Origin of the sequence: Rhizobium sp. 768_B6_N1_8 (assembly GCF_051811225.1) — a bacterium.
Lineage (GTDB): Bacteria > Pseudomonadota > Alphaproteobacteria > Rhizobiales > Rhizobiaceae > Rhizobium.
In genome coordinates this window covers 1,252,605-1,277,885 of sequence record NZ_JBPWPV010000001.1, presented here as the reverse complement: position 1 = coordinate 1,277,885, position 25,281 = coordinate 1,252,605, and the positions used below count along the sequence as shown (strand labels likewise).

Here is a 25,281-nt window from a genome sequence, read left to right as displayed (position 1 = left end):
CCGTGAAGATGTCTCATGTTACACGCCTGCAAATCAAGCGTGAATCGCGCTATGTCCACTGCCGCTCTATGATTGCGCAAAAGACGGTGTGCGTCGTATGTCGACACTATGAACCGTTAAGAGGACTGAGTGGCTAGCCGCACCACGGCCGTGGTATCGCAGGACACCTGGTCCCGGCGCAACCGAACGGGACGGCTAGCCCTTCCCTGATCAGAATGTCCCCGACGTCCTTTCCATCCACCAGAAGCGTCCCGCATGAACGGCCGTGATTGCATCGGTCGGTTCCTTCGGTCCCCGGCGGACAGGCACATGCAATCTTGGTCAATCTTGTTGCTCCACCTGTGACCAACTCTTTCAGCCGCGCCGACGCTCGCTCGCCGAGTTGTCGTTCGCTCTCGCATTGGGGGGCGAACTTTTCGGGCGTATTGTAACCGACGAGCCTTGTCCCCTTGGCTTCACCAACGACGTGGACGGTATCACCGTCAGTTATTGTAAACTGTTGTGCGACCGTGGGGGCTATCGTCTCGGAAACTGCCTCCTGCCATGGGCCGGCTCCCACTAAGAGTTGGACGACGGCGACGATAGCAACGAGCGCAAATCCAAACGCAAGACGTTGCAGACGCCAAAAGAACCGTCTGCGACTACGGAGAAACCGTGGTGAAGGAATCCGCATTTGGGGCTGCATTGATCGCGCGGAACTTTTCGAGGCGGGGAAGTCGACCGGGGTGTCTTGTCGACCGATAATTTCGAAGACCTTCGCCCACTGCTTTTCCGATAAACGCACCTTCCCCTTAGAGCGCTCGAGACGCGAATGAATGTCTGCCAGGAAATTGCGTTGCCACGTCGTGAGCTCCTGGCGCTCCAACGCCTGCTTTATGTCGCTGCGGAGATTTCCGGCCGGGTCCATGGCGCTCAATGCCGTGACTAAACGACGGCAGCCTAAGCCGGAGGTAGCAAAAATTCGTAAATGCAGCCGACGAGCGGCTATCTTCTACCCATGTCAGTTGGTCAATCCCATCCGGGCTGTCCCAACGAAGCGATTGCTTTATCCAATCCGTAGGGCAAAAACATCAACGCGAATTTGAGAAATCGAGCAGTTAACACTATATATAGCGTTTGCAGCCAGCCTCACCACAAATTATCAGACTCGATGTTAGCTCGTTGAGGTGCACGCGTGGAATTCGACTTCTCTGCAAAAGTGATCCGGCTTTCGGTCCGCCTAAAATTGCGGTTGCTCTTAGGACTGATCAGCTTCCCGGCTGCAATCCAAGGCCCTGAGTACATGACTGCGATGGCTGACATCCTGCGATCTCTTCATTGAACCTCCTAAACGCCAAGGAGCGAGAGCGCCTGCGGGTTGGCCAATCAGATTCTGGGCTTTAGTCTCATCTTCGGCACGCCGATTCTCGGTCGGCTAATCGATGTCCTAGTCGCAGAGGCTTTCAATGGCATTTGTTGATGACGATCGTGACGAAGACCACCTATTCAACAACCTCAATCCCGACCAGAAGCTCGACCTGGCTCAGCGATACGTTGATGAACTTCGGACACACTCCAGATCGATGGCTGCAGCAGGTCGACTTGATATGATCGGAATGCTTGACGAGGTCGCAAACGACCTTGAAGCCAATGCGAGCCAACTGTCCGCCGCCATGATTGGCATGGAGGTGCTTGCCCGCGCAGCAAGCCTTCTGGAAAGCATCGATGCGATGGAGATCGACGAAGACGAGCTAGGTTCAACGCTGCAATAGTGGTGGGGCTCAGGTCGTTGGTTGTCAGCTATTCTCACATTGGTCGGGTGCAGTCATGTTTGGCCGCTTCCTTGGGAAGATTTTAGATGGCAGTTTCTGCCGAAAACAACGGGCCCTGATCGTTGCAGATGAGAAAACTTTGTCGCTGAAGGCACAGATGAGCCGAGGATTCCTGCCATGACCTCCGACCTTATCCAGGAAGACAAGCAGACACTTCCCGATCCCAATTTATGGGCTTGGGACGATCGACTTCCATTGGAAGAGAAAGAAATGATTGACGAGGCGAACGATGTGTTGCTCCGTCTCTCGGACACGAGAGCAATCGAAATCAATGCCACTGGGCTATTCCTTCGATCCAAACTAGCGTGGAAGATCGCTGTTTATGCGCATGGTTTGCAGCATCGGATCGTGAGCCTGAGCGACGCAGTCGCCCTCTGCTGGAATAATCGAAACACGCTTGGCGCGATGTTAAGTGCACGTGCTTTGCTCGAAACTGTTGCGGTCGTTGTTCATCTCGAACGCGTCGTTCACCGTCTATTACCGACCCAGGATATCGGTGCGCTGAACGACTTTGTCGATAACGGCACGTTCGCGACCAAGGATCGAGAACTCCTCTCGAAGCATCCTGATGTTGAAGCGCGCAATATCCTAACGTCAATCGCAGTGCTCGAAAAAATGTTACCCGGCATCCGTGCCCACTACGACCGGCTTTCCGAGCGCTGCCACCCCAATTACGCGGGCCATGTGGCCCTGTTCTCAAAATTGAACCGAGAGGACGCTTCGGTGAGTTTCAGGAACGAGCGCCATCTCGAGGCCAATGCACATTCAGTGCTTGGAGCATATCTCTTGTTGCCGTTGGCGGAGGACAAACTGATCTCCGTCGCCAATCTCAACAACGACGTTTCCGAACTGCAACACCGACTGTTCCCAGTCGTTGACGGCAACTAAGGAAATTGCTGCTGGCTTGGATGTCGTCGGTCGCTGCTGGTGAAATTTCAGTTCGCCTTAGTTTAACACAGCAACTTACCGCCCTTCAGTCGCCGCCTCAGTGGCATCAGTCGGGGGCGCAAGATAGATGCGGTAAGTTGCTTCCGCCATATCAGACGCGCTGGATGCATAAATGTTTTCGACGTCTTTGTGCCGCTCATAGAGGTGGTATGGCTCGAGTTCTGTGTGCGCGAGAAGGATCACGCGGCGAGAAAACCCCGTGTTGAGTGACTTGGCCAGCTCGATTTCTGTCGCAGTAAACGCTGATAACTTGGCAAGCATGATATATGCCGCAAAGCGATCTTTCGGAAAAGCATCGGCAACTGCCCGCAAATGGTCAACGTCGTTGGCGTCGATTATGCCGCCCGCATCTTTGCATTCACCGACTATGACGGCGGGCTTCAGCAAGCGTGGCTCGTGTGTCAAAATCACGAAATCCGTCTCGCATGCGGGGAGACCACTGGCAGGATCGACGGGCTTCAGGTCGTACGACGTTCCATAGACATCAGCGCTAAATGTGCTGTTTAGGTTCACAGAGAGCTGTTGCAAAACTAAGGCTACGGGGACGGAACCTGCGGCGTTCTTTTCGACACCTAGTACGCCTGTTCGCCTATAGGCAAATTGCTCGTCAACCAGTTGTCGAGTCGCGTCAAAGCTTGCTCCACACAGCGAACACGAGGCCTTTTGCTTCAAACTATCGAGCGGAGTCCAGCTTGACAGGTGACATGTCGGGCATCGCAAGTCCGCACCAATCCGGAACAAACCTTTTTCGACTAGATGCGTGAATACCATTGGTGGCGTTAGATCGCCCTTTTCCCGCGGTTCAATATAAAGCCGCCGATGCTCTGAAAAAGCAGAACCAGTCGCGGAGTCCTTTGAGCCAATCTTGTTGATGGCGTCCTTTTTTGAAAACGAATGCGTAGGACCGAAAGATTTGATCAGCTTACGCACACCTGGAATCTTGAAGGCTCGGACACCATTGACACCGCCCATACTTGTTACAAGCTGACGAGCGATCAACCCGCTGCCACTCAGCTTTGCCTCAAATCCAGCCAACGCAAACGTGCGCTCGATTAGAGCCGGAACTGCCATGGCAGTTAGCTGGAGATCGACCTCCGTCGCGTCGATAATGACCCCGATGTGTCCGGGCTCCAGTCGCAAGTGATCATATCTCCAAATCATGGCGCGGCCGGTGAATTCGTTCAGCTCCGGGACGTAGGGTGGAACGAACGTATAGTTGGTGCCGTCGCCACGCGTGCCCATTACGGAAATAGAAGCCACGAGTTGTTGCTGATGGAACCAAGAGTCCGAAGAAAACGGCTTGTCCTTCAACGCGAAGCTTAGCCGCGGCAACTGATCCGGACCGCCAATCACCGCAAGCGCTGACTCCGTACCGAAATGCATCTTTGCCGGAGTAACGTTAAGTCCGTTCCACGACGTTTCGCTCACCCCGCAGAACGAAAACTGTCCATCACCAAATAACGCCGCTGCTGCCTCGCTATTTGCATCTCGAAACCAAATAGCGGGATTGTTGAGATGGTGAACCTTTCCAGCAAGGTTAGTGCGCAGATTTGCCTCGTGCTCTGCTTTGACCAGATCAAACCGACCATGGTGATCAAGATCGTGCCAAGTCATGTGGATACCGCACGCTCGAAGATTCCAGAACGTGACAAGGTCATCGACGTTGGCGGCATTGCCCACGTAGAAACCGGGGTAGTCCCATCCTATACGCCCTGAATAGTGGGGGGTTAGATCATATCGGCTAAGATGGGAAATGCCTGGGTGCCGCAATAGCTCTACAGGTAGGAGGCCGCCGTTTGGAATAGGAAGATCAATAGCCCGGGTCGCCTGATCAAGGCTGCCCCTGTAGTCGATCCCGACCACCTCTTGTTCAGGATATTGACCGAACTGCACAAGAAAAGCATCCGCCAGCGGATCGACGCTCTCCCATGTGGCAACTTGAACCCCATGCTCGACCATTGCCTTCCAATCGGGGTCATCCCTTCGATCAACCATAAGGTTTCGGACATCGAGCACGGTAGCAGTGCCTTCATGATCTCCGTGGGGCGGATGAAATAGCTTCGAAGGAAATCCGCTGTTTCGAAGAAAGGCATACCTCTCTTCGAATTGGGCAAGGCCCTCGTGAGTCCCTACCGAGGTCACGATATCAGGCCGGAACAACTCCATCAGCCGATGCGCTTCTGGTCTATCGATTAAGATGATGGGATTGTATCGACCGCCCCATAGGCAGTGACTGCATCTAACCGCGGCGCGGACGCCATCGAGATCATTGGAATGCACGGCGAAAGCTATTCGCAGCGGGCGGTATATTATGTCGACTCGGGCCGTTTCCATATTCCACTTGTGTCACTGGAGTCGCATCTTGCCAACGGACGAGCTCGACGTAAGCGAAGTCTTAAAATTTTTTTCGCTAGTTGCCAAAAACAAGGCTCCTGAAGGGTAATCGCAATCAGTGATAATTCCAGCTCCGTACGTTCAATGTGTCGATATGCAGGTCCGGAATTTATCCCGGGGCTTCACCGGATCGTGTGTGTCCGCTCTTCCCGGAGTGCCGTGAGCAAACTCGTCACCTCTTCCTGTCGGCAGTCGGAAGTCCAGATTGCGATCCGCTAGACCCGTTAGACTTGCCGATAGATCAAACAGCTGTTGACCAACCAGATGGACGACATCTCCCTCGCGCTGAATACGCCCGTTGATCGCCATCATCGATGCGCCAAGCGCAATCCGCCGCGATCGCTCGAATAGTTTCGGCCAGATGACGACGTTGGCAACGCCCGTTTCATCTTCGATCGTCATGAAGATAACGCCTTTTGCCGAACCCGGCCTCTGGCGCACGAGAACCAGTCCAGCGGCCATCAGCCATCTACCGTCTCGGGCGTTCATCCCTTCAGAACAGGTGACGATCCGCCGCCCGGTGAGGTCCCTGCGAAGAAACGCAATTGGATGTTCGCGAAGGGTCAAGCCAAGTGGCTGTAGTCAGCGACGACGTTGTGACCCTCGGTCATCTGCCGCAATTCCACCTCCGGCTCTCGCTGTTCGGCAATCGCACGTTCCTCTCGTGCGGCTGCAGCCGCGAATAGCCTCAGCAGCGCGATCAAGTGATGAAACATCGGAAGGATCAACTCCGCTAAACGTCCACCGCAAAAGCGGGATCGAACCCCGTCGCTTCGCCTGGGTACCCCCGCGGGTTTGACACTACCCTTGTTGAGCAAACCTCGTAGTCGTTTCGACGATGAACATGGCCGTGCACCCACAGCGTCGGTCTCGTCTCGCAAATCAAGTCTTCTAAATCCGAGGCGTAGCAAGCCGAGAGCGGATCATGACGAAACTCGCCGCCGACGGACCGTGGCGACGGGGCATGATGCGTCACGACAACGGTTTTTTGACCCACTCGTTTAAGAAGTTCGCCCGCGATGAAGTCCCGCGTTTCGACGTGCTTGCGATAGGCGTCTATCGGCTTGAACTTCGAATAGGGCATCTTCGAGAGCTTGATCTTCTTGTAGTCGTTCATTCCGCTTCGTGCATAGGACATCGCGACTTGCGGATCGCGTCCGAAGAGCCGGAAATCGGACCACAACGTTCCGCCGACGAAGGCGACGCCGTCGATTTCAACTACATCGTTCTCAAGGAAATGAAGGTTTGGATGGCTGCTGGCCTCCCTCACCTGGCGCATGCTTTGATCGATGGACGAATTGTAGAACTCGTGGTTGCCCGCCACGAACACGACCGGAACTCTGCAGGCAACGTTTTCGGTGAGCCACTTTAAGCTGGGAGTGACACCTCGGGTTAAGACATCGCCCGCGCACACCACCACGTCGACGTCCTTCAGCGGATCGCGATCAAACGGAACACCGAATTCGAGATGCAGGTCAGAGAACGTCCAAATATTCATTCTAGCACCATGGAACGACGCGTATGTAGCTTAGCGATTGCGCACAAGGCAGCTGGGTCGCGTTCCAACCACCACCGCAATAAACTGGCTTCCTTCAATCCATGGCTTCGCATCCGGACTTCGGAGGAACGAAAAGCCTGCCAAATTCCATGCTCATCTTAATTGAGAGAGGGTCCAACTCGAGAAACAAGGAGCGCTTGCATTCCTCCGCGGAGAGCCATCCGTCGTCCAGCCGCCATCGTTTTGCGAACAAGTGAGACAACAAGCGCCGGCTTCCGTCTTGCAAAAACACGAGCGCCTCATCCTTCGTCACATCGAGGTGTGCATATCGCCTTGCGAAATCCACCAGCTGCGCGGCTTCACTGGCCGGCATCGCCGCGATGTCGTTGATTTTCGCGACGATTTCCTCGGGAACGCTCTTGAGCGCAAATTCGAGCGCCTCGATGAAACGTTTGTCCTTCCAGAAATTCATTCCGGCCTCGTACGGATCATCGCGCCACAGGATCGTTTCAGCAGCGGCTGTCCAGCTGCGTTCCGAAATCAGTCCGAGACTCTCGAGGGCAGGAAACGCCTCCGCCCCCAGATAGGCAGGAGGACATCCATATCCAGCCGGTATGTTCGCTCTCGGAAACCTTGACGATCTTTTTCCGAAACCCGTTCTCCCTCGTCGCCGATATCTCAGCAGTCCCGAGTGGCTCGCCGCCCAGATGACGGCTGTGGCTATATCGTCCCATCGTGGAAGCGTCGCTGGCAATCCGGGATCGGTGACTGATATTGCACCGCCGTCGATAACGGTGGCGTGACCCAGCATCATCAAGGCTTGGCAAGCTACCTCGTGAGCCGCAATATTGAGATGTTCCCAGTTGCCATTCGGAGCGCGCGGGAGCGTAAACCGGAAGAACTCGATTGCGGGAACCGCCCAGTCAGTCGAAGTCCGAGGATGCCTTGCGGTTTGCTTTCCAATCATAATCCGGCGGCCCAGCGGCTGAAACCCGATCTCGTCGAGCGCCTCCCCCAGCGACCCCGGCAAGCCAGTCTTTACTTTCTCGCCTTCCGATGACGACCGCGAGCGTTTTGCCATGATATCCGCCCTTTCCTAAAACGATGCGGTAGAGTCAGTTTTCCAAGGGTCAGACTTCAATGACAAAGCCTCGGTCGAACTGCCGATAGCACTCCTCCCGGGGATACCCCCTCGGGTTGGCGATCACTCGCGTGTCGTTGACGGTGTAATCGACGAAATGATGGACGTGCCCATGTATCCAGAGAGCCGGGCCGCCCGGTGCCATCAAGTCATCGAGGTTCGACGCGAACGCCGTAGTCAGCAGATCGGTCCGATATTTTTCCTCGACCGACAGCATGCTCGGGGCATGATGTGTCACGAAGACAACTTTCCGGTCTCGATGTTTCGCAAGGACACCCTCCAGAAAACGGCGGCTTTCCTGGTGGATTTTCAACGAATGTATCGGCTTGAAGCGCTGCGAAGGTTCATCACCGAAGGCGATCAGCCGGAAATCGTTCATTGCGTCGGCGGCGTTCTGCATTCCCTTCTGCGACCACTCCGGTCCGAACAGGTCGAAATCCGTCCAGAGCGTTGCGCCGGCGAAAACAAACCCGCCAATCTCTACGCAACCGTTCTCGAGATAGTAGAGGTCTCCCCTTGCATCGTAGCGGGTCGCAGCGATGTGACCCTGCACGATCCCGCTGTGATAGAACTCGTGGTTGCCCGCGACGAAAACGACCGGCATCTGGGTGGCGATGCGGTCATCGAGCCAACGAAGGCTCGGAACGACGCCCCGGGTAAAGATATCGCCAGCGACGACGCAGACATCGGCCTCTGGAATATCGAGTTTGGCAAGCTCGCTCATGTCCAGGTGGAGATCGGACAGAATCCATAGCTTCATCAGTTTACCCTTTCCAGTCGTGGTCGCCGCAAACTTGTATCGTCGTGGTCCTCTTCCGTGAATTCCGTCGCTAGGGCGACCACGTAGGTTGCCGACTTCAAGAATTCCGAGACGTCCTTCCCGGTCATCGTTTTTCGAACCGTGAGCTCGGCCGCGAGCGCCTCGATCGCCGACCGATTTTCAGCGACGATCCTTCGCGTTTCGCGCATCCGGGATGCCAGCAATCGGTCCACGCGCGCCCACAAGTGCGGGCTTCTCAGCCGTAACCTCGAAAGCTCGTTGTAATCGTAGGGAGTGTGCTCGACGACCAGTGTCTCACCGAAACCGAGGACGCCCTCGACAAGGGTGGCCAGATACGTCGCCTTGTTGATATCCGCATCCGGATGGCCGGACGCGCCATCGCCATGCTCGCCCACGAGCTCAATCTCTGCGGCCACTCCCGCCAAAGCGACGCATATGTCTCCGTGACAGGTTCGAGCAGTGCGGCGGACGCCCGCGTTTTCAAGGCGGACGGTTCCCAAGTCAAAGCCTTGACCTGAGCCCGATCGATAGCGGTCCGCGATCCTGATGGTTTCGATAGTCCGACCGAAAGCAAGGGCAACAATTGCATGCCCGACCTCGTGAATCGAAAGGATTGCCAGTCGGTCCGGAGGGACGACCTGCGTCTCCGGCAGGCATGCCAGGACATCGTCGGCAACGACTGCCCGGTTCAGGCCTCTTGCTCGACGCCTGCTTTCTCTTGCCAGCTGCTCGAGCTCCGCGCCGGACATCCCTTCCGTCTCGTCTGTCAATCGCGTCTCTTGTGAACTCGGGATGACCGCCGGGATGTAATGCCGCAAGATGGCAACCCGCGCCGTTGCGTCCGGAAGCGTAATCGCAATGTGCCGATCAAACCTCCCTGGTCGAAGGACCGCCGGGTCTATCATTTCGGGATGGTTCGTGGTGCCGATGACGATAACGCCTGATCTCTGGGCCGCTCCGTCCAGGCACTCGAGAAAGCCGTTTACGACCTGGCGGGTATAGGTCCGCGAGTGGCTATCCTCGATCGCTCGCGACTCGAAGCTGTCGAGCTCATCGATGAGCAATATGGCCGGTGCCGCGGCTTTCGCCATTTCAAAGGCTTCGCGCATAGCGGCGAGCATTTCCCCTTGATGCCCTGCGCTTTGCCATCGCGCGTAGGAGCCGTGGATCAGGGGCACTCCACAAGTGGTCGCGAGAGCCTCGGCGAACCTGGTCTTCCCGACACCGGATGGACCGGACAGCAGCAGTCCTGGCTCGACGTCCGTCCACGCGATCTCGCCACGTCGATAGCGAGCAAGGTCGCGGGCTAATTCAAGACCCCAATGCTTGGCCTGCCCGTAACCGTGGAGTTCCTCCAGACGGATCGCCTTCGTTCTCCTTGCCTCGGCTTGTCGCTTCTCATCCATTGTCCTCAACAGTCGGAGCGACCGCTCGACCGGCCGCCCGCTCCGAAACGCCACCAACCAGTCGTCAAGCGGTTGCTTGGCGATGAATTGCGCGTCTCTGAACGAGACCTTGGTCGCAGACGCCTGGTAAATCGCAGCCTTCACCATGCGTGGGTCAATCTCATCGATAACGTGGTATGCGTCGGCGAATTCCCGAATTTGATACGGGACCTGCTTCTCGTCCCTGAATATCAATACGAGCGCTTTGGGCTCCTGAGCCCGGGCCAGCAGGGCTCGTTGCTTTTTCGGTTCAGTGATCTGCTCGACGACCGCATTGCGTCCGCCAGGGAAATTCCCGGTTTTCGCTTTACCGTGCAGGAAGGCTTCGCAAGCTGCCTCGATAGCGTCCGCCAATCCTTCGATTGCGACAACGATGGTCGCCAGGAACTTGGCATCCGGCTGATCCCTCCACGGCCTGAGAAGTCGATTGACGATGCAGAGCGCCAAGGCGTGCTTTAATGTCGGCAAGCGTTCAACTCCTTTGACGCACGGCAATGCGTTCCGAGACGCATCGGTTGCTGAGAGGTAATCAGCGATCGAAATTAAGGACCCCGCACCGAAAGGCGGCCGGGCAACCGATCGCTATATCTGCGGATTGCCGAGGCGATACCATCGCGACATTGTTCGAGAAAAGACACGGCACCTCTCGCCTGCTGACTTTCCATTTGTCGATCATCACTGGAATGCTTGAGGGATGCGGAAAGTCCGGTGCCGCCAAATCCGTTACCACAGACTGCAGCTTCGCGAGCAATGCCTGGCGATCGTCGCCGAGAAAGATACCGCTCCGGGTCGCCTTCATGTGTGTCTCCGTAATCCAGAATGTGAACCAATCGAGAATCGGGAGTCGATCCCGCTCTGTTGGCGTCTTTGATTACATCTTTATTAACGTATTTCAAGTCATTTAATACGTATTTTACGTCTTTTTTGACTTACTTCGCGCCAACCTGTTTCTGCAGGTAATGACGACTTTGTTGACAGGCGATCTAATAAGAGCCGCGCGAGCGCTCATTGGGATGAGTCAGGTTGATCTCGCTAAGAAGGCGGGCATCACCCAGAAGGCGTTGGGGGAATTCGAATTGGGGAAACGACAGATTACGGCAAGAGCTAACGATAAGCTCCGCCGATTCTTCGATGAAAAGGAAATCCAGTTTATTGCGGCGAATGTTGAATCCAGTCAACTGGAGGGAACGGGCGTGCGTTGGAAGCCGTCGCAGCCGAACTCTGGGATAAAGACTATATAGCCAGCGGGTGCGCAGGGGGTCTGGAATGCCTGTGCCATCCATAAAGCCTAGCAGACGAGTCCAAGCTGTCCGTAGCGATCGTCAAGGCTCTGGAAAACGGTGAGCAGTGGCAGGGTTCCTCTAAGAGCCTGCAAGCATACCAAGAGCGGAATGACGTCGAGTTCCTTGGCTGGAGCCATGCGTCGTCCAAGCTGTTTTATGGGGTCGCTGTACTTGGGAAGCAGGCAAATGACCTCAATTCGTGACCACGATCAATGGAATAACGATTGTTCGGAAATGCCACCTCATAGCCAACGCGTGCCGCTAGAACCAACTATCAAGTGCCTAAATTCGTTTTCTAATCCGCCACGAGTAACATCCCTGCTTCCCCGCGCTAAGAACATAGCGAGAATAGGCACAGATGACAAGAGAATTTTTCTCTAAGCGCCTGTTTCAGAAGGTTTTTTCGGATTTTTTTGGCCGCGGCTGCGCCGATTGAGCGCGTTGCGCACTTTTTTCAAGACCGGGGCTGCCTGCCCCTCACCCCCGAGGATATTGGGCAGCTTAGATGGCTGTATCAGATTTCGATCCACAAGAATGACTAATAGAATACCAACTGTACTCCTCGCCAGTTGGCAGATCATTCAGAGCAGCACGCGCGCTTCTGGGACAAGAGCAGGCTAGCGTCGCTTCTGAAGCGAACCTGACCATAGCTTTCAAACAGTTCGAAGCGATGTCGGTCGCCGGCAGGTCCGGACCAGATGGTTCTCAGCTTCGGTCAGGTTGCGCGTGTAGAACGCCTGATCGCATGACTTTCGCTCCCTCTTCCTAATCCCGACAACCTGGTTCGATTCAGGGCGAAAATTGGGTTTTGCCCTTTTATCCGATCGTTCGAGCTTCGCGGATGAGTACACCCTTGAGTACAATTTCATTAACGCATTGTTTTAGTTTCTCTTTTTATCAACCGCACAACATAATTACGGTGCGACCAGCGGCTGCAGCTGATTTCTTCGGGAAAATTCAGGTTTCCGCGCAGCTAAATCCGGTCGGCATTTGAAGAAAAGGGTGAATTTACATCTTTCGATTGAGCAATAAGAAGAGAACAGCCTTCATTGCAGCCAATCGAAAACTGATCCGCTCGGACAGAGGTCCGATTTCCTTCAGAACAGACCAATCAGAAATCAACTCCAGGTGCGCAGGCGCCTGGAGTTTTTTGTTCAGAGGCGATTGGCAATCTCATGGGATTTGCCAGGCTCAGATCATCGCGGGAACGAGTAACGGCCAATGCTCTTGTGGCGAAAGGCGGACGATCGTGCGATCTCGTTTATCCAATTCGTCGCGACCCATGACTTCCCTCGTTCGAAACGCTCACGCCGTAATCCTGTCGCAATGGTCGTCGTGAAGATAGGATCGCAAAGGTGGACGAGACATGAAGATCCTGTTGGTCGAAGACGAGACAAGGCTGGCGGAAGCGATTGCGGCCTCGCTCACTAAGAAGGGCATAGCGGTGGATCACACCGCTCTTCTTGGGGATGCAATCGAACTGGCTCGACAACAGACCTACGATGCGATCGTGCTCGACAGACGTCTGCCGGACGGCGACGGCATCACATTCATTCCCTGGCTACGAAGCTCCAGCGTCGTAACGCCGGTCATCGTCCTGACTGCCAGAAACGAACCGAAGGAAAGAGTAGCGGGCCTCGATCTCGGCGCCGACGACTATCTGGGCAAGCCGTTTTTGATGGAGGAGCTTTTCGCTCGACTGCGCGCTGTCATGCGACGCCCGTCGGCCTTGGCGGAGCCGTCCATAGTCCTGGGGCGGATGACCGTGGATCCGATCCGGATGGACGTCATGGTCGGCGAACTGCAGCTCGACCTGCCTCGTCGAGAGCTGATGGTGCTCGTTACCCTTGCAAAGCGAAAAGGCAAGACCGTCCTCAGATCGGTGCTGGAAACCGAAATCTACAATTACGAGGAGACGATCCAATCCAACGCGCTGGATGCCCATGTATCGCGACTGAGAAAACGCTTAACTGACGCGGACGCCGGCGTGTCCATCCACAACATCCGCGGGGTCGGATACCTGCTGAAGGAACATTGATGCGATTTCCGAATACGTCGTCGCTGTGGTGGAGACTGAGCTGGCAGCTCAGCGTGCCATTCGTCGTCATCACGGCATCGGAGATCGTCGGTCTATGCATCTATGGGGCGATGATCCATTCTCCGAACGTCGGTATGCAGCGCCGGCTTCTGAATGCCCTGGAAGGGTCCTTGAACTACGAACCTGGACAAGGACTTCGCATCAAGGACAGCGAAGAGCTCGCAGCGTTGAAGAATGATACCCCCAATCTCTTTTTCTACGCTGCGGCCCCAGACGGAACGGCTGTGGCATATGGGAATATTCCGCCTGCGTACACACAGCTCACCAAGTTCGTGCCGCTTATCAAGGACGCCGACATTCGCGGCACGTCGGCAAGTGGCCCGGTGCCGGCTTCAGTCGACGACTTTGAGATCAATAAGACCGAGATCCGGGTGCTTTATGGCGGTCGCAACGGAAGCGAGTCGACATTCCTTGCGATACTCGGCAGCGCATATCCGATCTACGTGCCTCTGCTCGCGGTTACGCTGCCCGCCCTCTTCTTCGCCGTGCCGCGACTGGTCAGGCGTTCGCTCTTAGGGCTGAGCCACGTCGTACAGAAAGCTCCGGAGATCGACCCTCGCCAGCCAGGATCCCGGCTGCCGGTGGATCGGGTTCCGAGCGAGGTCGTTCCGCTTATCCATGCGTTCAATTCCGTCCTAGAGCGCCTCGAGCAGCAGTTCGCAGCCAGAGAACGTTTTCTCATCGACGCCGCACACGAGCTCCGCACGCCGATTGCCGTCATGCAGACGCGTATCGATACGACCCTGGAAGGAAGCACGCGTGACACCATGATGGATGACATCGGGCGCCTGCGGGAGACGGCGGAGCAATTGCTCGACTTCGAGCGAAGCGAGCAGTCCCCGGAGCCGTTTGAACAAGCCGACCTAGTGGAAGTCGCCAGGAACGTCGTCGCCGACCAAGCCCCGCTTGCCCTCAGAAGCGGATATGAGATCTCGTTCGACACTGAAGTGGACGAGCTTTATCGCGTGGTAAGTCCGTCGGCCATGTCACGCGCGATAGGCAACCTTGTGCGCAATGCGATCGACCATGGCGGAAATGCCGGCACGATATCGGTGCGCGTGTCCGAACGTGGAGGCATCTCGGTTTCGGACGAGGGCCCCGGCATTCCAGCACCGCATCGAGACCTCGTGTTCGAACCATTCTACAGGGTCACACCGCGGAGCACGGGTGCCGGCCTCGGGTTGAGCATCGTGAAGCAGATCGTGACCCGTCACCGAGGGAGCGTAGCTCTCGACGGCAATCCGACAGGAACAACCGTAACCATCAGCCTGTGACAGATATATTTTCCGTCCGAATCTGCCCTTTATTGTAATAGCGTCGCAAGGCAGGACCGCAGTGTCCGGTCAACGAGTTCAAAACAGGTTCTTGGCCACAATGAAATCATCAACCCATTCCACGGCGCATGCATGAGAGACCGGTTGGCGCGATAAACCGGGCCGCCACTCGTCCTGACGCGCGGTCAACGAAGCGCAGTAAAAATGAAATGGCCGAACCAACGGGTCCGGCCATTTTCCTATTGGAACAACGATAAGAGCCAGATGCTTGATCTGGATAGCCTAGCCTTGCCTAGAAGCGGCGCGGTGCTTCCGGCTTGTTTCCGACGATGCTGTCGATCCGCTCCAGCACATCTGATGTCACCTTATCCTTGTGCGAGAGGGCCGCGAGATTGTCCTGCAGCTGGCTTGAGCGCGATGCGCCGAGGATGACGGTCGAGACGTGCTTGTTGGCAAGGCACCAGAGGAGGGCAAGATGGGTGATCGACAGGCCGATCTCGTTCGAGAGCTTGGCAAGCTGGCGAACCTGGTCCAGTTGGGCGCGGCCGGCGTCGGTGGACCATTTTTCCTTCAGCCATTCGTAGCCGGGCAGGTTCATGCGGCTGTCGGCCGGCACGCCGTCATTGTATTTGCCGGTCAGGACGCCCGAGGCGAGCGGTGACCAGATCGTGGTGCCGAGGCCGATCAGGTCGTAGAGCGGGAGGTAGTCAGCTTCGACTTTCTGACGTTCGAAGATGTTGTACTGCGGCTGCTCCATGGTTGGCGGCGTGATACGCAGGTCGCGTGCGACGGCGTAGGCTTCCGTCAATTGCTGTGCGGACCATTCCGACGTGCCCCAGTAGAGCACCTTGCCCTGGGCGACGAGATCATGCATCGCGCGGACCGTCTCCTCAATCGGCGTATCAATATCCGGGCGGTGGCAGAAGTAGAGGTCGAGATAGTCGACCTGAAGCCGCTTGAGAGCTGCGTGGCAGGCGTCCGTCACATGCTTGCGCGACAGGCCGCGTTGCGTCGGCTTCTGACCACCCCAAAAAACCTTGCTCGAGACGACGTAGCTGTCGCGGCTCCAGGCGAGCGACTTCAGCGCCTCGCCCATGACGATTTCGGACTTGCCGCTTTCATATCCTTCGGCATTGTCGAAGAAATTGATCCCGCTGTCGTAGGCGAGCTTCATGAGATCGACAGCGTCGCCGCCATTGACCTGCTTACCGAAAGTGACCCACGATCCGAAAGAGAACTCACTCACCTTCAGACCCGATTTTCCCAAACGACGATATTCCATCACATATCTCCCAAAACTCATAAAATCTGCCGCCCCAAAATTGAGGTCGGCTTCGTACAATCAGGCAATGACTGATTTCGCGTAACCTATCTTATTGTCAATAATATGCGAGGCCCCGCAGTCATAAAGTCCTGCGTCCTATTGCATCACTTTTTCCGTGAGCCTATTCGGGGCCCGCGGGGCAGAACCGCGCCTCTCGCTAGTAGCTGCAAGGGCGATCGTTGCCAAATCCGCCGAGGCACGCCGGTCGGAGCCCAAAGTCGGTGCTTTGGGGCCCATACCCGATCGAACCGGTTTGTATCGAACTATCCGAGCTGGTCGTGCAGGACGAAGCGATGATTGCCACGATGACAGCTGATCCAATGACCAGCAGTTTTCGAAATTGAGACATTTGATCTACCCCCATACCGATAATCGGCGACACCGGAATGCAGCGCATATCAGTGTCGGCTAAAGAAATAGGCCGGGCCGGAGTTCCGAGAACAGCGCTGTCGATCAAGATTTCGTCATTTGCGCAGTCTGCTGAGATCGACCGTCCAGCCTTGAGCTTCTGGCGACTGCCGGGAGGCGGCTGGTGTTTTTTGCAGCATCCAATACAACTTACGAAAAGTCAGCCTCTGAAACTCAATTGCGAACCATCGCTTTTTCGCCGGGACTTTCATGCAAATTTTCAAAGCATTGCGTAGCCGCCGTCCGGACTGCGCTGCAGTTATCGGCTTGATATTCGGCCCTGACGTCGTGATGGCCTATCTTGGCCGCGGTTTGATGGCAATCGCCTATTTCGTCGGTGGCGTCTCGGTGTCCGCAGCGCTGATCTGGCTCTTTATCAGGCTTTCAATTCCAGGCGCCTACGGGACGCTTGTGGTTCTTGCCTGGCATTCGTTCGGCGCCGTTCTCGGCTATCGTGTCGCGAAATCGCTTCCAAGCGGCGGCACCTTTCCGTGGTACTCGCGGTGGTACAATATCATCCTGCTGTTTTCGGCTGCTATCTTTCCCCTGGCTATGCTTGCCAGAGGTTTCGCCTTCTAGGCGCTCAATCAATCCGCCTCAATCGCCTTGAGCCAAACCGTAACCGCTACAGCTCCGCCATCCGGATGACCGAGGGCGCGGTCGCCGAGGTAACTTGCGCGGCCCAATTTCGGCCGCATCGCCTTCGTGGCTTCCGCTCCGGCAATGCCGGCGGCAACGGCCCCCTGCCATGCGTCACGGGTCGGCTGGCCCTTTGTCAGGCTTGCGATGAAGGTATCTGCGGCGGGGCGCAAGGCATCGATCATCGTCCGGTCACCGGGCTTTGCGCCGCCGAGATCGGAGACGGCCTGGACGGTGGCGGAGAAGGCCTCGGCCATCTCGACTGATGTCGGGGTCTCAATGCCTGCGAGCTGGCGTGATGCGCGCATCAGGGCGGTGGCATAGAACGGTCCGGAGCTGCCGGCGATTGCGCGTCTGAGAGCATCGCCCATCGCCATCAATCCGCTTCCGACATCCGCGAAGGCGGCATCGGGAAGTGCGAGAACGGCTTCGGCACCGCGTTTCATGCTGGCGCCAAGATCGCCATCGCCGGTGATGCTGTCGAGTTCGGTCAGATGCGCTTCTGCGGCGATCAACGCGTTTGCCACAGCCTGCGCTGTCTTCTGAAGTTGCTTGCCGGCGGCGGTAATCGTGCGGGATTCGGGTGGGCTTTCAGCTGATCTCAACGAGGGAAGTACTCGGATGCGATTGACCGCCCCGCTTCGGGGCCATGCACTTGCAGACGTCGGTGCATCGATCAGTTCAAGCGACCTGATATCGACATGCAGGATGGAGAGCGAGAAACCCGGCATGTCCAGGGCGGACAGGAGCGTGCCGGCCCAAGCCCTTTCGACCGTGACGCCTTTGCCTTCAAGTAAAGCGAGTGTGGAACGCGCGACTATTGACAATTCCATCGGCGGGGTTGCGCCAAGACCATTGACCAGCAGGACGACACGGTCGCCCTTCTTGAGCTTGCCATCGGCTTCGATCGTTTCCAGGACGAGCGAGACGAGCTGGTCGACCGGTGCGATCGGCATGCGGCGAACACCCTGTTCGCCATGGATGCCGAGACCGACTTCGATCTCCTGTTCGCCGAGAGAGAAGCCGGGTTTCCCGACTGCCGGCAGGGTGCAAGACCCAAGTGAAATGCCCATGGATGAGAGCTGTTCGGATGCTGACCGGGCGATGCGGGCCACTTCCTCCAGTGGCAGGCCTTGCTCGGCGGCAGCACCGGCAAGCTTGTGCACCAGAACCGTGCCGGCGATGCCGCGGCGGCGGTCGGCGGGAACGGTTTCCCGGAGCGCTACGTCATCGGCAACAACGACGATCTCGACGGGAATTCCTTCCGCGCGCGCCAGTTCCGCCGCAAGGCCGAAATTCAGACGGTCGCCCGTATAGTTCTTGACGATGAGCAGCGCACCGGCCGGGCCGCTTGCGGCCATGATGCCGGCCAGAACGGCATCGGTGCTCGGCGAGGTGAAGACATTGCCAGCAACCGCCGCCGTCAGCATGCCGCTGCCGACATAGCCGGCATGCGCAGGCTCGTGGCCGCTGCCGCCGCCCGAGAGAACGGCGACTTTACGCTTGGCAGGTTCAGGAAGATCGGACCGGATTACGACATTTTCGTCGGCCAGCAATATGGTTGCCGGGCTGAGCGCCACGACCCCTTCCAACATTTCCCTTACGACGGTGGAAGGATCGTTGATCAGCTTCTTCATGGTTCTCTCCAACAACCAGCGCACCTGAACGCAATCGTCGTTCGATCAGTGACCTAGCACGATTTCCCCGAAGGTGAATACACGATCAAATCCGACGGAAACGCAGCGACGGATCGTCGCCACACCAGTCCGCTCAGAAGCGGGTTGCCGCAGCAAAGATTTCCGCCAGGCGCTCGATGCCAGCCTGGTCTTCGGCATCGAAACGGGCGGGTATCGGGCTGTCGAGATCGATGACGCCGACAATCTCATCGCCGTTCCTGATGGGAACGACGAGCTCGGAGCGGGATGCGGCATCGCAGGCGATATGGCCGGGAAACGCATGGACATCTTCCACCAGAATGGAGGCGCGCTCCTTGACTGCCGTCCCGCAAACGCCGCGGCCGATGGGGATGCGCACACAGGCAGGCTTGCCCTGGAACGGTCCGAGCACGAGTTCCTCACCCTTCAGCAGGTAGAAGCCTGCCCAGTTGAGATCGGGCATCATCTGGTACATCAGGGCCGAAGTGTTGGCGGCGTTGGCGATCATATCCGGCTCGCCTTCGAGCAGACCCTGCAGCTGCTGGGCAAGCTCTCGATAGAACTCGGCCTTGTTGTCCACTTCGATCGACGCCGCCTGGAACATTGTCACATCCACTTCCTGTTACTGAGCCGCTGATATAGGCGGTCAGGCGGGTTTTGACAAACGGCCGATCCGACTACGGCAGTTGAATTGCGGCAGCGAATCCGGTCAGATTTGCGCATGATGGAGACGATCAGAATATCGGCCGCCCTCCTGTTGCGGGGCGACGGTCACACACTTCTGGTGCGCAAGCACGGCACTACGGCCTTCATGCAGCCGGGTGGCAAGATCGAGCCGGGAGAGACGCCCGAGCAAGCCCTGACACGAGAGCTCTCGGAGGAAATCGGCGTCACCGCGAGGGCTGCCGAACTCGAATTCCTGGGGCAATTCCAGGCGCTAGCCGCCAACGAGCCGGATCATCTCGTTGTTGCCGAGGTCTTCCTGCTGCAAGTGAAGGACAACGATATCAAAGCAACGGCGGAGATCGAGGAGGTCCGCTGGATATCGCCGTCTGAACCGGGCGAGATCATCATGGCGCGGCTGACGGAACACCATATCCTGCCATTCTACCGCCAGCGGCAGAGCCAAACGGCCGGCTGAGGCACCAGGCATCCATTTTGCGGAAAGCGATGGGTGGGCAGATTGATGTCGCCGGATGCCGCTCTATTCTCCCAGTGGATCAAGGGAGGATCGTACCATGGCCTTCATTCGTACCCCAGATGCTTCCGCCAGCGAGAAGACGGCCTCGATGTACGCTTCGGCCGAAGCGAGCTACGGCTATCTGCCGAATATGTACCGCGCCTTCGGCCACCGGCCCGAGGTGATGGAGCACTGGGGAACGCTGCTTGCCAGCATTCGCGGCCATATGAGCCAGCGGCGTTATGAACTGGTGACGCTGGCGGCGGCCAGGGAGCTCAAGTCGTCCTATTGTATGCTGGCGCATGGCTCCGCGCTGCTGCGCGACGGCTTTACCAACGACAGTCTTTCGGCAGTCGCCGGTGGCAGCGAAAAAGCGCCCATCGATGCCGTCGAGCGGGCAATTATGGACTTTGCCGCCAAGGTGGCGCGCGATGCCACCTCGGTGACTCAGCAGGACATCGATGGCTTGAAGCGCCTCCAACTGAGCGACGCGGAGATCTTCGACGTGACCGCGGCAGCGGCAGCACGCTGTTTCTTCTCCAAGATGCTGGATGCGCTGGGTGCTGCACCCGATCATGCCTATGCCGAACGGCTCGATCCCAAACTTCGTCAGAATCTCGCCATCGGCCGGCCGATCGAAGGGCTGAATTCGAACCATTCGTAAGAGCGGGGTCGCGCGGTGTTGGAATGGTCCTTACTGTGCTGGCGGGTCTGCAAAATGCGTGATCGCGAACTCGGCGATCTTCTGGCCGGCCTTGTCGGCGTCATCAAGCACTGATGGGAAAAGCTGCCACTGATGCGGCATTCCCGGCCAGACCTCAGCCGTCACATCGACGCCGTCCTTGCGCGCCTTGTCGGCAAGTCGCAGCGTATCGTCGAGCAGCAGCTCGCCGGAACCGACTTGCAGCAGTAATGGCGGAAAACCCGAGAAATCGGCATATAGCGGGGAAATGTCGGGATCCGTCGCGGAATTGTTGCCGAGGTAGGCTTTACGCAGCGCCTCCAGCACATTCTTGTCCAGGACCTGATCGTTGGCGGCATTCGACGTGACCGATGCGCCTGATGCCGCCAGATCAGTGATCGGGCTGAGCGCCACGACGGCGGCCGGCAACGGCTGTCTGGAGCGCATCTGCCGCAGCACGGTTTCGATTGCGAGATTGCCGCCTGCGCCATCGCCCATAACAATGATATTTCCGTTGCTGTAGCCGCTATCAAGCAAATAGCGGTAGGCGCTCAAGGCGTCGTTGACCTGCGCTGGATAGCCATATTCCGGCGCCCGCCGGTAATCGATGAGCAATACGTCGCTGGAAGCGGCCTTGGCAAGCGAGCCGGCAAGCAGGCTGTGGCTGCGAATGGAGCCGCTGTAGAAGCCGCCGCCGTGAATGAACAGGATCACACGCCGTCCGATCGGATGATGAAGGCGCGCCGGCCAGAGAAGTTCAGCCTCAACCCCGCCAGCATCGACATGCCGGATCTGGATGCGTGTCGGTTCCGGCAGCGTTTCCATGAAGTCACGGAACGCGGTGCGCCGGTCCCTGAGGGTCTCAGCGCCCTTGAAATGTTCTTTCCAGCGGGAAACTAGCTTTTCGACCTGCTCCCGGGAGGCGGGTGTCTGTGCCGACATTTCCTGCGCCGATATTTCCAGCGGAAAGGCAGACAGCACCACGGCTGCAAGCGCTGACAGCAGCGCTGCGCGACATCCCACTTTCCACCGACTGACAGCAGAAAAAAACGGTTTTCTCATTCGCCCCTCCGGCGCTGTTCTTCCTTCGTGCGGCGCATCTTCACCACTTCACCACCGAGAGTCAAAAGGGAGTTTTGACTGATCGCATAAGTTCGTAGCCCGTATTTCTCGTTGTGCTAAACTACTTTAAGGAGGGGAAGATCATGGACAGAGCCGCCCTGCTCGGGACGTGGCGCATGATCTCGTGGACGCGAACCGTCGTTGCGACGGGAGAAGTCAGCGACGCCATGGGTGCCGATCCCATTGGATACATCGCCTATCACGCCGACGGCCGGATGATGGCCTTCGTCACCAACCGACGCCGGCCTAAACCCAACGGCAAAGCCCCCAACGACAATGAAAAGGCCGCACTTTTCGATACGATGCTGGCTTACACCGCCGCCTATACTCTGGAAGGCGACAAAGTGATCCATCATGTCGAGGCCGCCTGGAACCCGACATGGGAGCGGCCCCTTATACGCCCTGTGCATATCGAGGGCGACATGCTCGTCATCAGCGATGCACCCGGCATCGATCCTGTCACGGGAGAGGATGTCGTCTACCGGCTGGAATTCCGCAAACTCTGATACTCACTCGCCGCGGATCGCATCGATCACTGTCCGGAAGCCCGCCGAAATATGCCGCCGACTGGGATAGTAGAGGTAGAGCGGCTCCTCCGGCTGGCACCATTCGTCCAGCACCTGGATAAGCTGGCCGCTCGCAATCAGCGGCACCACCCTGCCCTCCCAGACATAGGCGAGCGCCACGCCGCTCAAGGCCGCTGCCGTCATCAATTCGTGGTCGTCGAGAGAGAGCGGGCCGGTCGGGTGGAAGGTGATGGCCTGGCCGTCCCGCTCAAAATCCCAGGGGTAACGCGCACCCGAGGGGAACATGTTCTGAATGCAGATATGGCGCTTCAGATCATGCGGCGTCTCAGGCTTTGGCCGGGTTTCGAAATAGGCGGGAGAGCCGACGACGACGAGGCGCATGCGCGGCTTGATACGCACGGCGATCATACCCTCGGTGACACGTTCGCCGAAGCGGATTCCGGCATCAAAACCTTCCTCGACGATGTCCACCAGCCGGTCCGTTGCCGCGATTTCGAGCTGCAGGTTGGGGTTCTTCATCAAGAGCGGACCGATGATCTGGCCGACGACGAAAGGCGCAATGGAATTGCCGACATTGATGCGCACACGGCCGAAGGGGGTATCGCGGAAACGGTTCAGCGCATCGAGTGCAGAACTGATCTCGCCGAAGGCCGGATCGAGATGAGAGCGAAGCAATTCGCCGGCCTCCGTCAGCGAGACGCTGCGGGTCGTGCGGTTCAGCAAGCGGATGCCGATGCGGTCCTCCAGATTGAGGACGGCGTGGCTGACCGCGGAGGCGGTAACACCCCTCTCCTCTCCTGCCTTGCGGAAGCTCTTGTGCCTGGCGACAGCGGCGAAGGCTGCCATTTCGGAAAGTTCGGTCGCTCTCATTACTGAATTTCACTCATCATAGTCTCTCAAATAACAAATCTTATACATGAGCGCGATTTGCGTCAAATTCCTCTCCGTCAGCAACGAACTGCTGAAACAAACACTCTCAAGGAAAGGGAATTGCCATGAAAGTCTGGTTTATCACGGGTGCATCGCGTGGTTTCGGCGCGCTGATGACCAAGGATGCTCTTGCCAGCGGTGACGCTGTCGTTGCCACCGCCCGCAACCCCAAGACCATCACCGAACAGTTCGGCGATCATCCGAACCTGCTTGCCGTCGCCCTCGACGTCACCAATGAAGAACAGGCCAGGCAAGCTGCCGCTGCCGCCGTTGCCCGCTTCGGCCGCATCGATATCCTCGCCAACAATGCCGGTTACGGCTTGCTCGGCGCGGTCGAGGAAGCAACGGCCGAAGAGATCGAAAAGATCTACGCCACCAACGTCTTCGGCCTGCTGAAGGTCACCCGCGCCGTGCTGCCCTATATGCGCCGCCAGCGCTCCGGCCATATCCTGAACTTCTCCTCGATCGGCGGCTACTACGGCTTCCCCGGCTGGGGCGTCTATGGCTCCACGAAGTTTGCTGTCGAAGGCCTGTCGGAATCGTTGGCAACCGAAGTCGAACCCTTCGGCATCAAGGTCACGATCATCGAGCCCGGCTTCTTCCGCACGGACTTCCTGCATGACAACTCGCTGGCAATCAGCCCAGCCTCCATTCCTGATTATGTCGGCACGCCGGCCGGCAACATGCACGACTTCGCAGCCGGCGCCAACCATTCGCAGCCGGGCAACCCAGCCAAGCTGACCGCCGGCATCATCGAAATGGTGAGCTCGGCCAACCCGCCGCTGCGCATGCCTTTCGGCAGCGATACGGTTGCCAAGATCGAGGAAGAGCATGCCAGCGTGGAAAAGGAACTGGCCCAGTGGCGCAAACTCGCCGTCTCCACGGACTTCGGACAGACCGGCTGAGAAGGCCTGACTTTCCCCCAGCAACAAGCGCGCCCTCCGGCGCGCTTCGTTCATTTCGGCGTGAAGATCGTCGCATCGGCAAGATTTTCACTCGCGCTGGCGCTGCGATGACCTAAATCTACGGGCGTCATCACGAATGCGGAAAGGCAAGGTATGACTATCAAATCCATTTGCATCTACGGAGCTGGCGCACTCGGAGGCGCGATTGCCGTCAAGCTGGCAAGCCGGCTCGGCGATGACGTGACCGTCTCGGTCGTCGCGCGAGGTGCGCATCTCAAGGCTATCCGTGAAGGCGGCCTTTCACTTCATGAGGCCGATGCCGACAGGCCGATCAATGTGCGGATCACCGCAACGGACAATCCGACGACACTGCCGCCGCAAGACCTCATCATCACCGGCCTCAAGGGACATCAGCTCGGCCCGGCAGCCGAGGGCATGGCAGCGCTGCTGAAGGACGGCACACGCGTGGTCATGGTGCTCAACGGTATTCCCTGGTGGTATTTCCATCGCGACACGCAAAGCGGCCATGCCGAGCTGCAGCTCGGTGAACTCGATCCCGGCGGCAAGCTGTGGAGCCTGATCGGTCCGGAACGGGTGATCGGCTGCGTGGCGCTGCAGGGAGCGGAAGTCGTCAATCCCGGTGAGATCCGCCTTTCCAATGTTGGTCGTTTCGTGCTTGGCGAACCGTCGGGCGAGATGTCGACCGATCTCGAAACCGTTGCCGGCCTCTTTGCCAAGGCAGGCCTCAATGTCTCGACCACGCCGCGCATTCGCGACGAGATCTGGAGCAAGCTGACGGGCAACGCGGCTTTCAATCCTCTCAGTGCTCTGACGCGCGCCTTGATGACCGACATTATGGCCAACCCCGCGCTCTTCGACACGGTTGGCAAGATCATGAAGGAAGTACGCGCCGTCGGCAGTGCATTGGGTGCGCAGTTCAGCATCACCATCGAGGAGCGGCTGGAGCAGTCGCGCCATATCGGGGCGGTACGCACGTCAATGTTGCAGGATCTGCTGGCCGGCAAGGCGTTGGAAATCGTGCCGCTCGTCGGCATGGTCGTCGCGCTTGGGCGCACTGCCAAGGTGCCGACGCCCGTATCGGAAGTCGTGCTGGCGCTGGTGACGCAGCTCGACAGGGAAAACCAGCGCGGCGGGTGACGGCCGCCTCTTTATGCGATTCCTATATCTTCGATCTCCACTCCGAATGGATTTCCTATCGGAGGCGGCAGTAGCCTT

24 protein-coding genes and 1 pseudogene are annotated in these 25,281 nt (G+C 57.7%); 11 read left to right on the top strand and 14 right to left on the bottom strand.

What is annotated here, in order from left to right:
- Positions 1–133: 133 nt before the first annotated feature.
- Positions 134–907, bottom strand: coding sequence for a thermonuclease family protein (locus AB8B33_RS06560; RefSeq protein WP_439014734.1), 774 nt, complete (start codon positions 905–907; stop codon positions 134–136).
- A 538-nt stretch (positions 908–1,445) separates the two neighbouring features.
- Here AB8B33_RS06560 and AB8B33_RS06555 point away from each other — a divergent pair.
- Together AB8B33_RS06555 and AB8B33_RS06550 are read left to right on the top strand one after the other, a co-directional pair.
- Entirely contained in the window at positions 1,446–1,751 is a 306-nt protein-coding gene (locus AB8B33_RS06555) for a hypothetical protein (RefSeq protein WP_439014733.1), read from the top strand.
- Between the two features lie 177 nt (positions 1,752–1,928).
- Entirely contained in the window at positions 1,929–2,699 is a 771-nt protein-coding gene (locus tag AB8B33_RS06550) for a hypothetical protein (protein ID WP_439014732.1), read from the top strand.
- A gap of 75 nt (positions 2,700–2,774) precedes the next feature.
- Here AB8B33_RS06550 and AB8B33_RS06545 read toward each other — a convergent pair whose 3' ends face one another.
- The 7 genes and pseudogenes from AB8B33_RS06545 to AB8B33_RS06515 all read right to left on the bottom strand — a co-directional run bounded on the left by AB8B33_RS06545 (position 2,775) and on the right by AB8B33_RS06515 (position 10,817).
- Positions 2,775–4,925: a hypothetical protein gene (locus AB8B33_RS06545; RefSeq protein ID WP_439014731.1), complete on the bottom strand. Its 2,151-nt coding sequence runs from the start codon at positions 4,923–4,925 to the stop codon at positions 2,775–2,777.
- A 283-nt stretch (positions 4,926–5,208) separates the two neighbouring features.
- A pseudogene (locus AB8B33_RS06540) lies at positions 5,209–5,845 on the bottom strand (OB-fold nucleic acid binding domain-containing protein); the annotation flags it as partial.
- A gap of 41 nt (positions 5,846–5,886) precedes the next feature.
- Entirely contained in the window at positions 5,887–6,651 is a 765-nt protein-coding gene (locus AB8B33_RS06535; RefSeq protein ID WP_439014730.1) for a metallophosphoesterase, read from the bottom strand.
- A gap of 94 nt (positions 6,652–6,745) precedes the next feature.
- Positions 6,746–7,732: a hypothetical protein gene (locus tag AB8B33_RS06530; protein ID WP_439014729.1), complete on the bottom strand. Its 987-nt coding sequence runs from the start codon at positions 7,730–7,732 to the stop codon at positions 6,746–6,748.
- Positions 7,733–7,781: 49 nt separating this feature from the next.
- Positions 7,782–8,552 (bottom strand): metallophosphoesterase, encoded by a 771-nt coding sequence (locus AB8B33_RS06525; protein WP_439014728.1) that lies wholly within the window; start codon positions 8,550–8,552, stop codon positions 7,782–7,784.
- Entirely contained in the window at positions 8,552–10,486 is a 1,935-nt protein-coding gene (locus AB8B33_RS06520) for an AAA family ATPase (RefSeq protein ID WP_439014727.1), read from the bottom strand. Before AB8B33_RS06520 ends, AB8B33_RS06525 begins: the two co-directional genes overlap by 1 nt.
- A 61-nt stretch (positions 10,487–10,547) precedes the next feature.
- Positions 10,548–10,817: a hypothetical protein gene (locus AB8B33_RS06515; RefSeq protein ID WP_439014726.1), complete on the bottom strand. Its 270-nt coding sequence runs from the start codon at positions 10,815–10,817 to the stop codon at positions 10,548–10,550.
- A 160-nt stretch (positions 10,818–10,977) separates the two neighbouring features.
- Between AB8B33_RS06515 and AB8B33_RS06510 the strand changes: the two genes are divergently transcribed.
- The 3 genes from AB8B33_RS06510 to AB8B33_RS06500 all read left to right on the top strand — a co-directional run bounded on the left by AB8B33_RS06510 (position 10,978) and on the right by AB8B33_RS06500 (position 14,673).
- Complete coding sequence (locus AB8B33_RS06510; RefSeq protein ID WP_439014725.1) at positions 10,978–11,259, top strand: helix-turn-helix domain-containing protein; 282 nt, start codon at positions 10,978–10,980, stop codon at positions 11,257–11,259.
- Positions 11,260–12,667: 1,408 nt separating this feature from the next.
- On the top strand, positions 12,668–13,339 hold the full coding sequence (locus AB8B33_RS06505; protein WP_439014724.1) for a response regulator transcription factor: 672 nt from the start codon (positions 12,668–12,670) through the stop codon (positions 13,337–13,339).
- Positions 13,339–14,673 carry a sensor histidine kinase gene (locus tag AB8B33_RS06500; protein ID WP_439014723.1) on the top strand — a complete coding sequence of 445 codons (1,335 nt, stop codon included), beginning with the start codon at positions 13,339–13,341 and terminating at the stop codon, positions 14,671–14,673. Before AB8B33_RS06505 ends, AB8B33_RS06500 begins: the two co-directional genes overlap by 1 nt.
- Before the next feature lie 292 nt (positions 14,674–14,965).
- Here AB8B33_RS06500 and AB8B33_RS06495 read toward each other — a convergent pair whose 3' ends face one another.
- Entirely contained in the window at positions 14,966–15,955 is a 990-nt protein-coding gene (locus AB8B33_RS06495) for a potassium channel beta subunit family protein (RefSeq protein ID WP_113324646.1), read from the bottom strand.
- Between the two features lie 199 nt (positions 15,956–16,154).
- Positions 16,155–16,346: a hypothetical protein gene (locus AB8B33_RS06490; protein WP_113324664.1), complete on the bottom strand. Its 192-nt coding sequence runs from the start codon at positions 16,344–16,346 to the stop codon at positions 16,155–16,157.
- A gap of 269 nt (positions 16,347–16,615) precedes the next feature.
- Here AB8B33_RS06490 and AB8B33_RS06485 point away from each other — a divergent pair, with 269 nt between their 5' ends.
- Positions 16,616–16,984 (top strand): hypothetical protein, encoded by a 369-nt coding sequence (locus AB8B33_RS06485; protein WP_439014722.1) that lies wholly within the window; start codon positions 16,616–16,618, stop codon positions 16,982–16,984.
- A gap of 8 nt (positions 16,985–16,992) precedes the next feature.
- Here the strand turns inward: AB8B33_RS06485 and AB8B33_RS06480 are convergent, their stop codons facing one another.
- Complete coding sequence (locus tag AB8B33_RS06480) at positions 16,993–18,681, bottom strand: dihydroxyacetone kinase family protein (protein WP_439014721.1); 1,689 nt, start codon at positions 18,679–18,681, stop codon at positions 16,993–16,995.
- 133 nt (positions 18,682–18,814) lie between these two features.
- Positions 18,815–19,303, bottom strand: a complete 489-nt coding sequence (locus AB8B33_RS06475) for a GAF domain-containing protein (RefSeq protein WP_113324643.1) — start codon at positions 19,301–19,303, stop codon at positions 18,815–18,817.
- A 117-nt stretch (positions 19,304–19,420) separates the two neighbouring features.
- Between AB8B33_RS06475 and AB8B33_RS06470 the strand changes: the two genes are divergently transcribed.
- Positions 19,421–19,840, top strand: coding sequence for an NUDIX hydrolase (locus tag AB8B33_RS06470; RefSeq protein WP_439014720.1), 420 nt, complete (start codon positions 19,421–19,423; stop codon positions 19,838–19,840).
- 97 nt (positions 19,841–19,937) lie between these two features.
- The gene (locus AB8B33_RS06465; protein ID WP_439014719.1) at positions 19,938–20,543 is read left to right on the top strand and encodes a carboxymuconolactone decarboxylase family protein; all 606 of its coding nucleotides are present in this window, start codon (positions 19,938–19,940) and stop codon (positions 20,541–20,543) included.
- 30 nt (positions 20,544–20,573) lie between these two features.
- Here the strand turns inward: AB8B33_RS06465 and AB8B33_RS06460 are convergent, their stop codons facing one another.
- Positions 20,574–21,503 carry an alpha/beta hydrolase gene (locus tag AB8B33_RS06460; RefSeq protein ID WP_439017193.1) on the bottom strand — a complete coding sequence of 310 codons (930 nt, stop codon included), beginning with the start codon at positions 21,501–21,503 and terminating at the stop codon, positions 20,574–20,576.
- 263 nt (positions 21,504–21,766) lie between these two features.
- Between AB8B33_RS06460 and AB8B33_RS06455 the strand changes: the two genes are divergently transcribed.
- Complete coding sequence (locus AB8B33_RS06455; protein ID WP_439014718.1) at positions 21,767–22,189, top strand: lipocalin-like domain-containing protein; 423 nt, start codon at positions 21,767–21,769, stop codon at positions 22,187–22,189.
- Positions 22,190–22,192: 3 nt separating this feature from the next.
- Here the strand turns inward: AB8B33_RS06455 and AB8B33_RS06450 are convergent, their stop codons facing one another.
- Positions 22,193–23,080, bottom strand: a complete 888-nt coding sequence (locus AB8B33_RS06450) for a LysR family transcriptional regulator (RefSeq protein ID WP_439014717.1) — start codon at positions 23,078–23,080, stop codon at positions 22,193–22,195.
- A gap of 125 nt (positions 23,081–23,205) precedes the next feature.
- On the opposite strand from AB8B33_RS06450, the gene AB8B33_RS06445 reads away from it, so the two are divergent.
- Both AB8B33_RS06445 and AB8B33_RS06440 read left to right on the top strand, forming a co-directional pair.
- The gene (locus tag AB8B33_RS06445; RefSeq protein ID WP_439014716.1) at positions 23,206–24,045 is read left to right on the top strand and encodes an SDR family NAD(P)-dependent oxidoreductase; all 840 of its coding nucleotides are present in this window, start codon (positions 23,206–23,208) and stop codon (positions 24,043–24,045) included.
- Between the two features lie 153 nt (positions 24,046–24,198).
- On the top strand, positions 24,199–25,203 hold the full coding sequence (locus AB8B33_RS06440) for a ketopantoate reductase family protein (protein WP_439014715.1): 1,005 nt from the start codon (positions 24,199–24,201) through the stop codon (positions 25,201–25,203).
- The last annotated feature ends 78 nt before the right edge of the window (positions 25,204–25,281 follow it).

Excerpts from the sequence above, each read along its gene's own strand:
- AB8B33_RS06560 (WP_439014734.1), bottom strand. The coding sequence starts at position 907 with ATGGACCCGGCCGGAAATCTCCGCAGCGACATAAAGCAGGCGTTGGAG.
- AB8B33_RS06555 (WP_439014733.1), top strand. The coding sequence starts at position 1,446 with ATGGCATTTGTTGATGACGATCGTGACGAAGACCACCTATTCAACAAC.
- AB8B33_RS06550 (WP_439014732.1), top strand. The coding sequence starts at position 1,929 with ATGACCTCCGACCTTATCCAGGAAGACAAGCAGACACTTCCCGATCCC.
- AB8B33_RS06545 (WP_439014731.1), bottom strand. The coding sequence starts at position 4,925 with ATGGAGTTGTTCCGGCCTGATATCGTGACCTCGGTAGGGACTCACGAG.
- AB8B33_RS06535 (WP_439014730.1), bottom strand. The coding sequence starts at position 6,651 with ATGAATATTTGGACGTTCTCTGACCTGCATCTCGAATTCGGTGTTCCG.
- AB8B33_RS06530 (WP_439014729.1), bottom strand. The coding sequence starts at position 7,732 with ATGGCAAAACGCTCGCGGTCGTCATCGGAAGGCGAGAAAGTAAAGACT.
- AB8B33_RS06525 (WP_439014728.1), bottom strand. The coding sequence starts at position 8,552 with ATGAAGCTATGGATTCTGTCCGATCTCCACCTGGACATGAGCGAGCTT.
- AB8B33_RS06515 (WP_439014726.1), bottom strand. The coding sequence starts at position 10,817 with ATGAAGGCGACCCGGAGCGGTATCTTTCTCGGCGACGATCGCCAGGCA.
- AB8B33_RS06510 (WP_439014725.1), top strand. The coding sequence starts at position 10,978 with ATGACGACTTTGTTGACAGGCGATCTAATAAGAGCCGCGCGAGCGCTC.
- AB8B33_RS06505 (WP_439014724.1), top strand. The coding sequence starts at position 12,668 with ATGAAGATCCTGTTGGTCGAAGACGAGACAAGGCTGGCGGAAGCGATT.
- AB8B33_RS06500 (WP_439014723.1), top strand. The coding sequence starts at position 13,339 with ATGCGATTTCCGAATACGTCGTCGCTGTGGTGGAGACTGAGCTGGCAG.
- AB8B33_RS06495 (WP_113324646.1), bottom strand. The coding sequence starts at position 15,955 with ATGGAATATCGTCGTTTGGGAAAATCGGGTCTGAAGGTGAGTGAGTTC.
- AB8B33_RS06490 (WP_113324664.1), bottom strand. The coding sequence starts at position 16,346 with ATGTCTCAATTTCGAAAACTGCTGGTCATTGGATCAGCTGTCATCGTG.
- AB8B33_RS06485 (WP_439014722.1), top strand. The coding sequence starts at position 16,616 with ATGCAAATTTTCAAAGCATTGCGTAGCCGCCGTCCGGACTGCGCTGCA.
- AB8B33_RS06480 (WP_439014721.1), bottom strand. The coding sequence starts at position 18,681 with ATGAAGAAGCTGATCAACGATCCTTCCACCGTCGTAAGGGAAATGTTG.
- AB8B33_RS06475 (WP_113324643.1), bottom strand. The coding sequence starts at position 19,303 with ATGTTCCAGGCGGCGTCGATCGAAGTGGACAACAAGGCCGAGTTCTAT.
- AB8B33_RS06470 (WP_439014720.1), top strand. The coding sequence starts at position 19,421 with ATGATGGAGACGATCAGAATATCGGCCGCCCTCCTGTTGCGGGGCGAC.
- AB8B33_RS06465 (WP_439014719.1), top strand. The coding sequence starts at position 19,938 with ATGGCCTTCATTCGTACCCCAGATGCTTCCGCCAGCGAGAAGACGGCC.
- AB8B33_RS06460 (WP_439017193.1), bottom strand. The coding sequence starts at position 21,503 with ATGTCGGCACAGACACCCGCCTCCCGGGAGCAGGTCGAAAAGCTAGTT.
- AB8B33_RS06455 (WP_439014718.1), top strand. The coding sequence starts at position 21,767 with ATGGACAGAGCCGCCCTGCTCGGGACGTGGCGCATGATCTCGTGGACG.
- AB8B33_RS06450 (WP_439014717.1), bottom strand. The coding sequence starts at position 23,080 with ATGAGAGCGACCGAACTTTCCGAAATGGCAGCCTTCGCCGCTGTCGCC.
- AB8B33_RS06445 (WP_439014716.1), top strand. The coding sequence starts at position 23,206 with ATGAAAGTCTGGTTTATCACGGGTGCATCGCGTGGTTTCGGCGCGCTG.
- AB8B33_RS06440 (WP_439014715.1), top strand. The coding sequence starts at position 24,199 with ATGACTATCAAATCCATTTGCATCTACGGAGCTGGCGCACTCGGAGGC.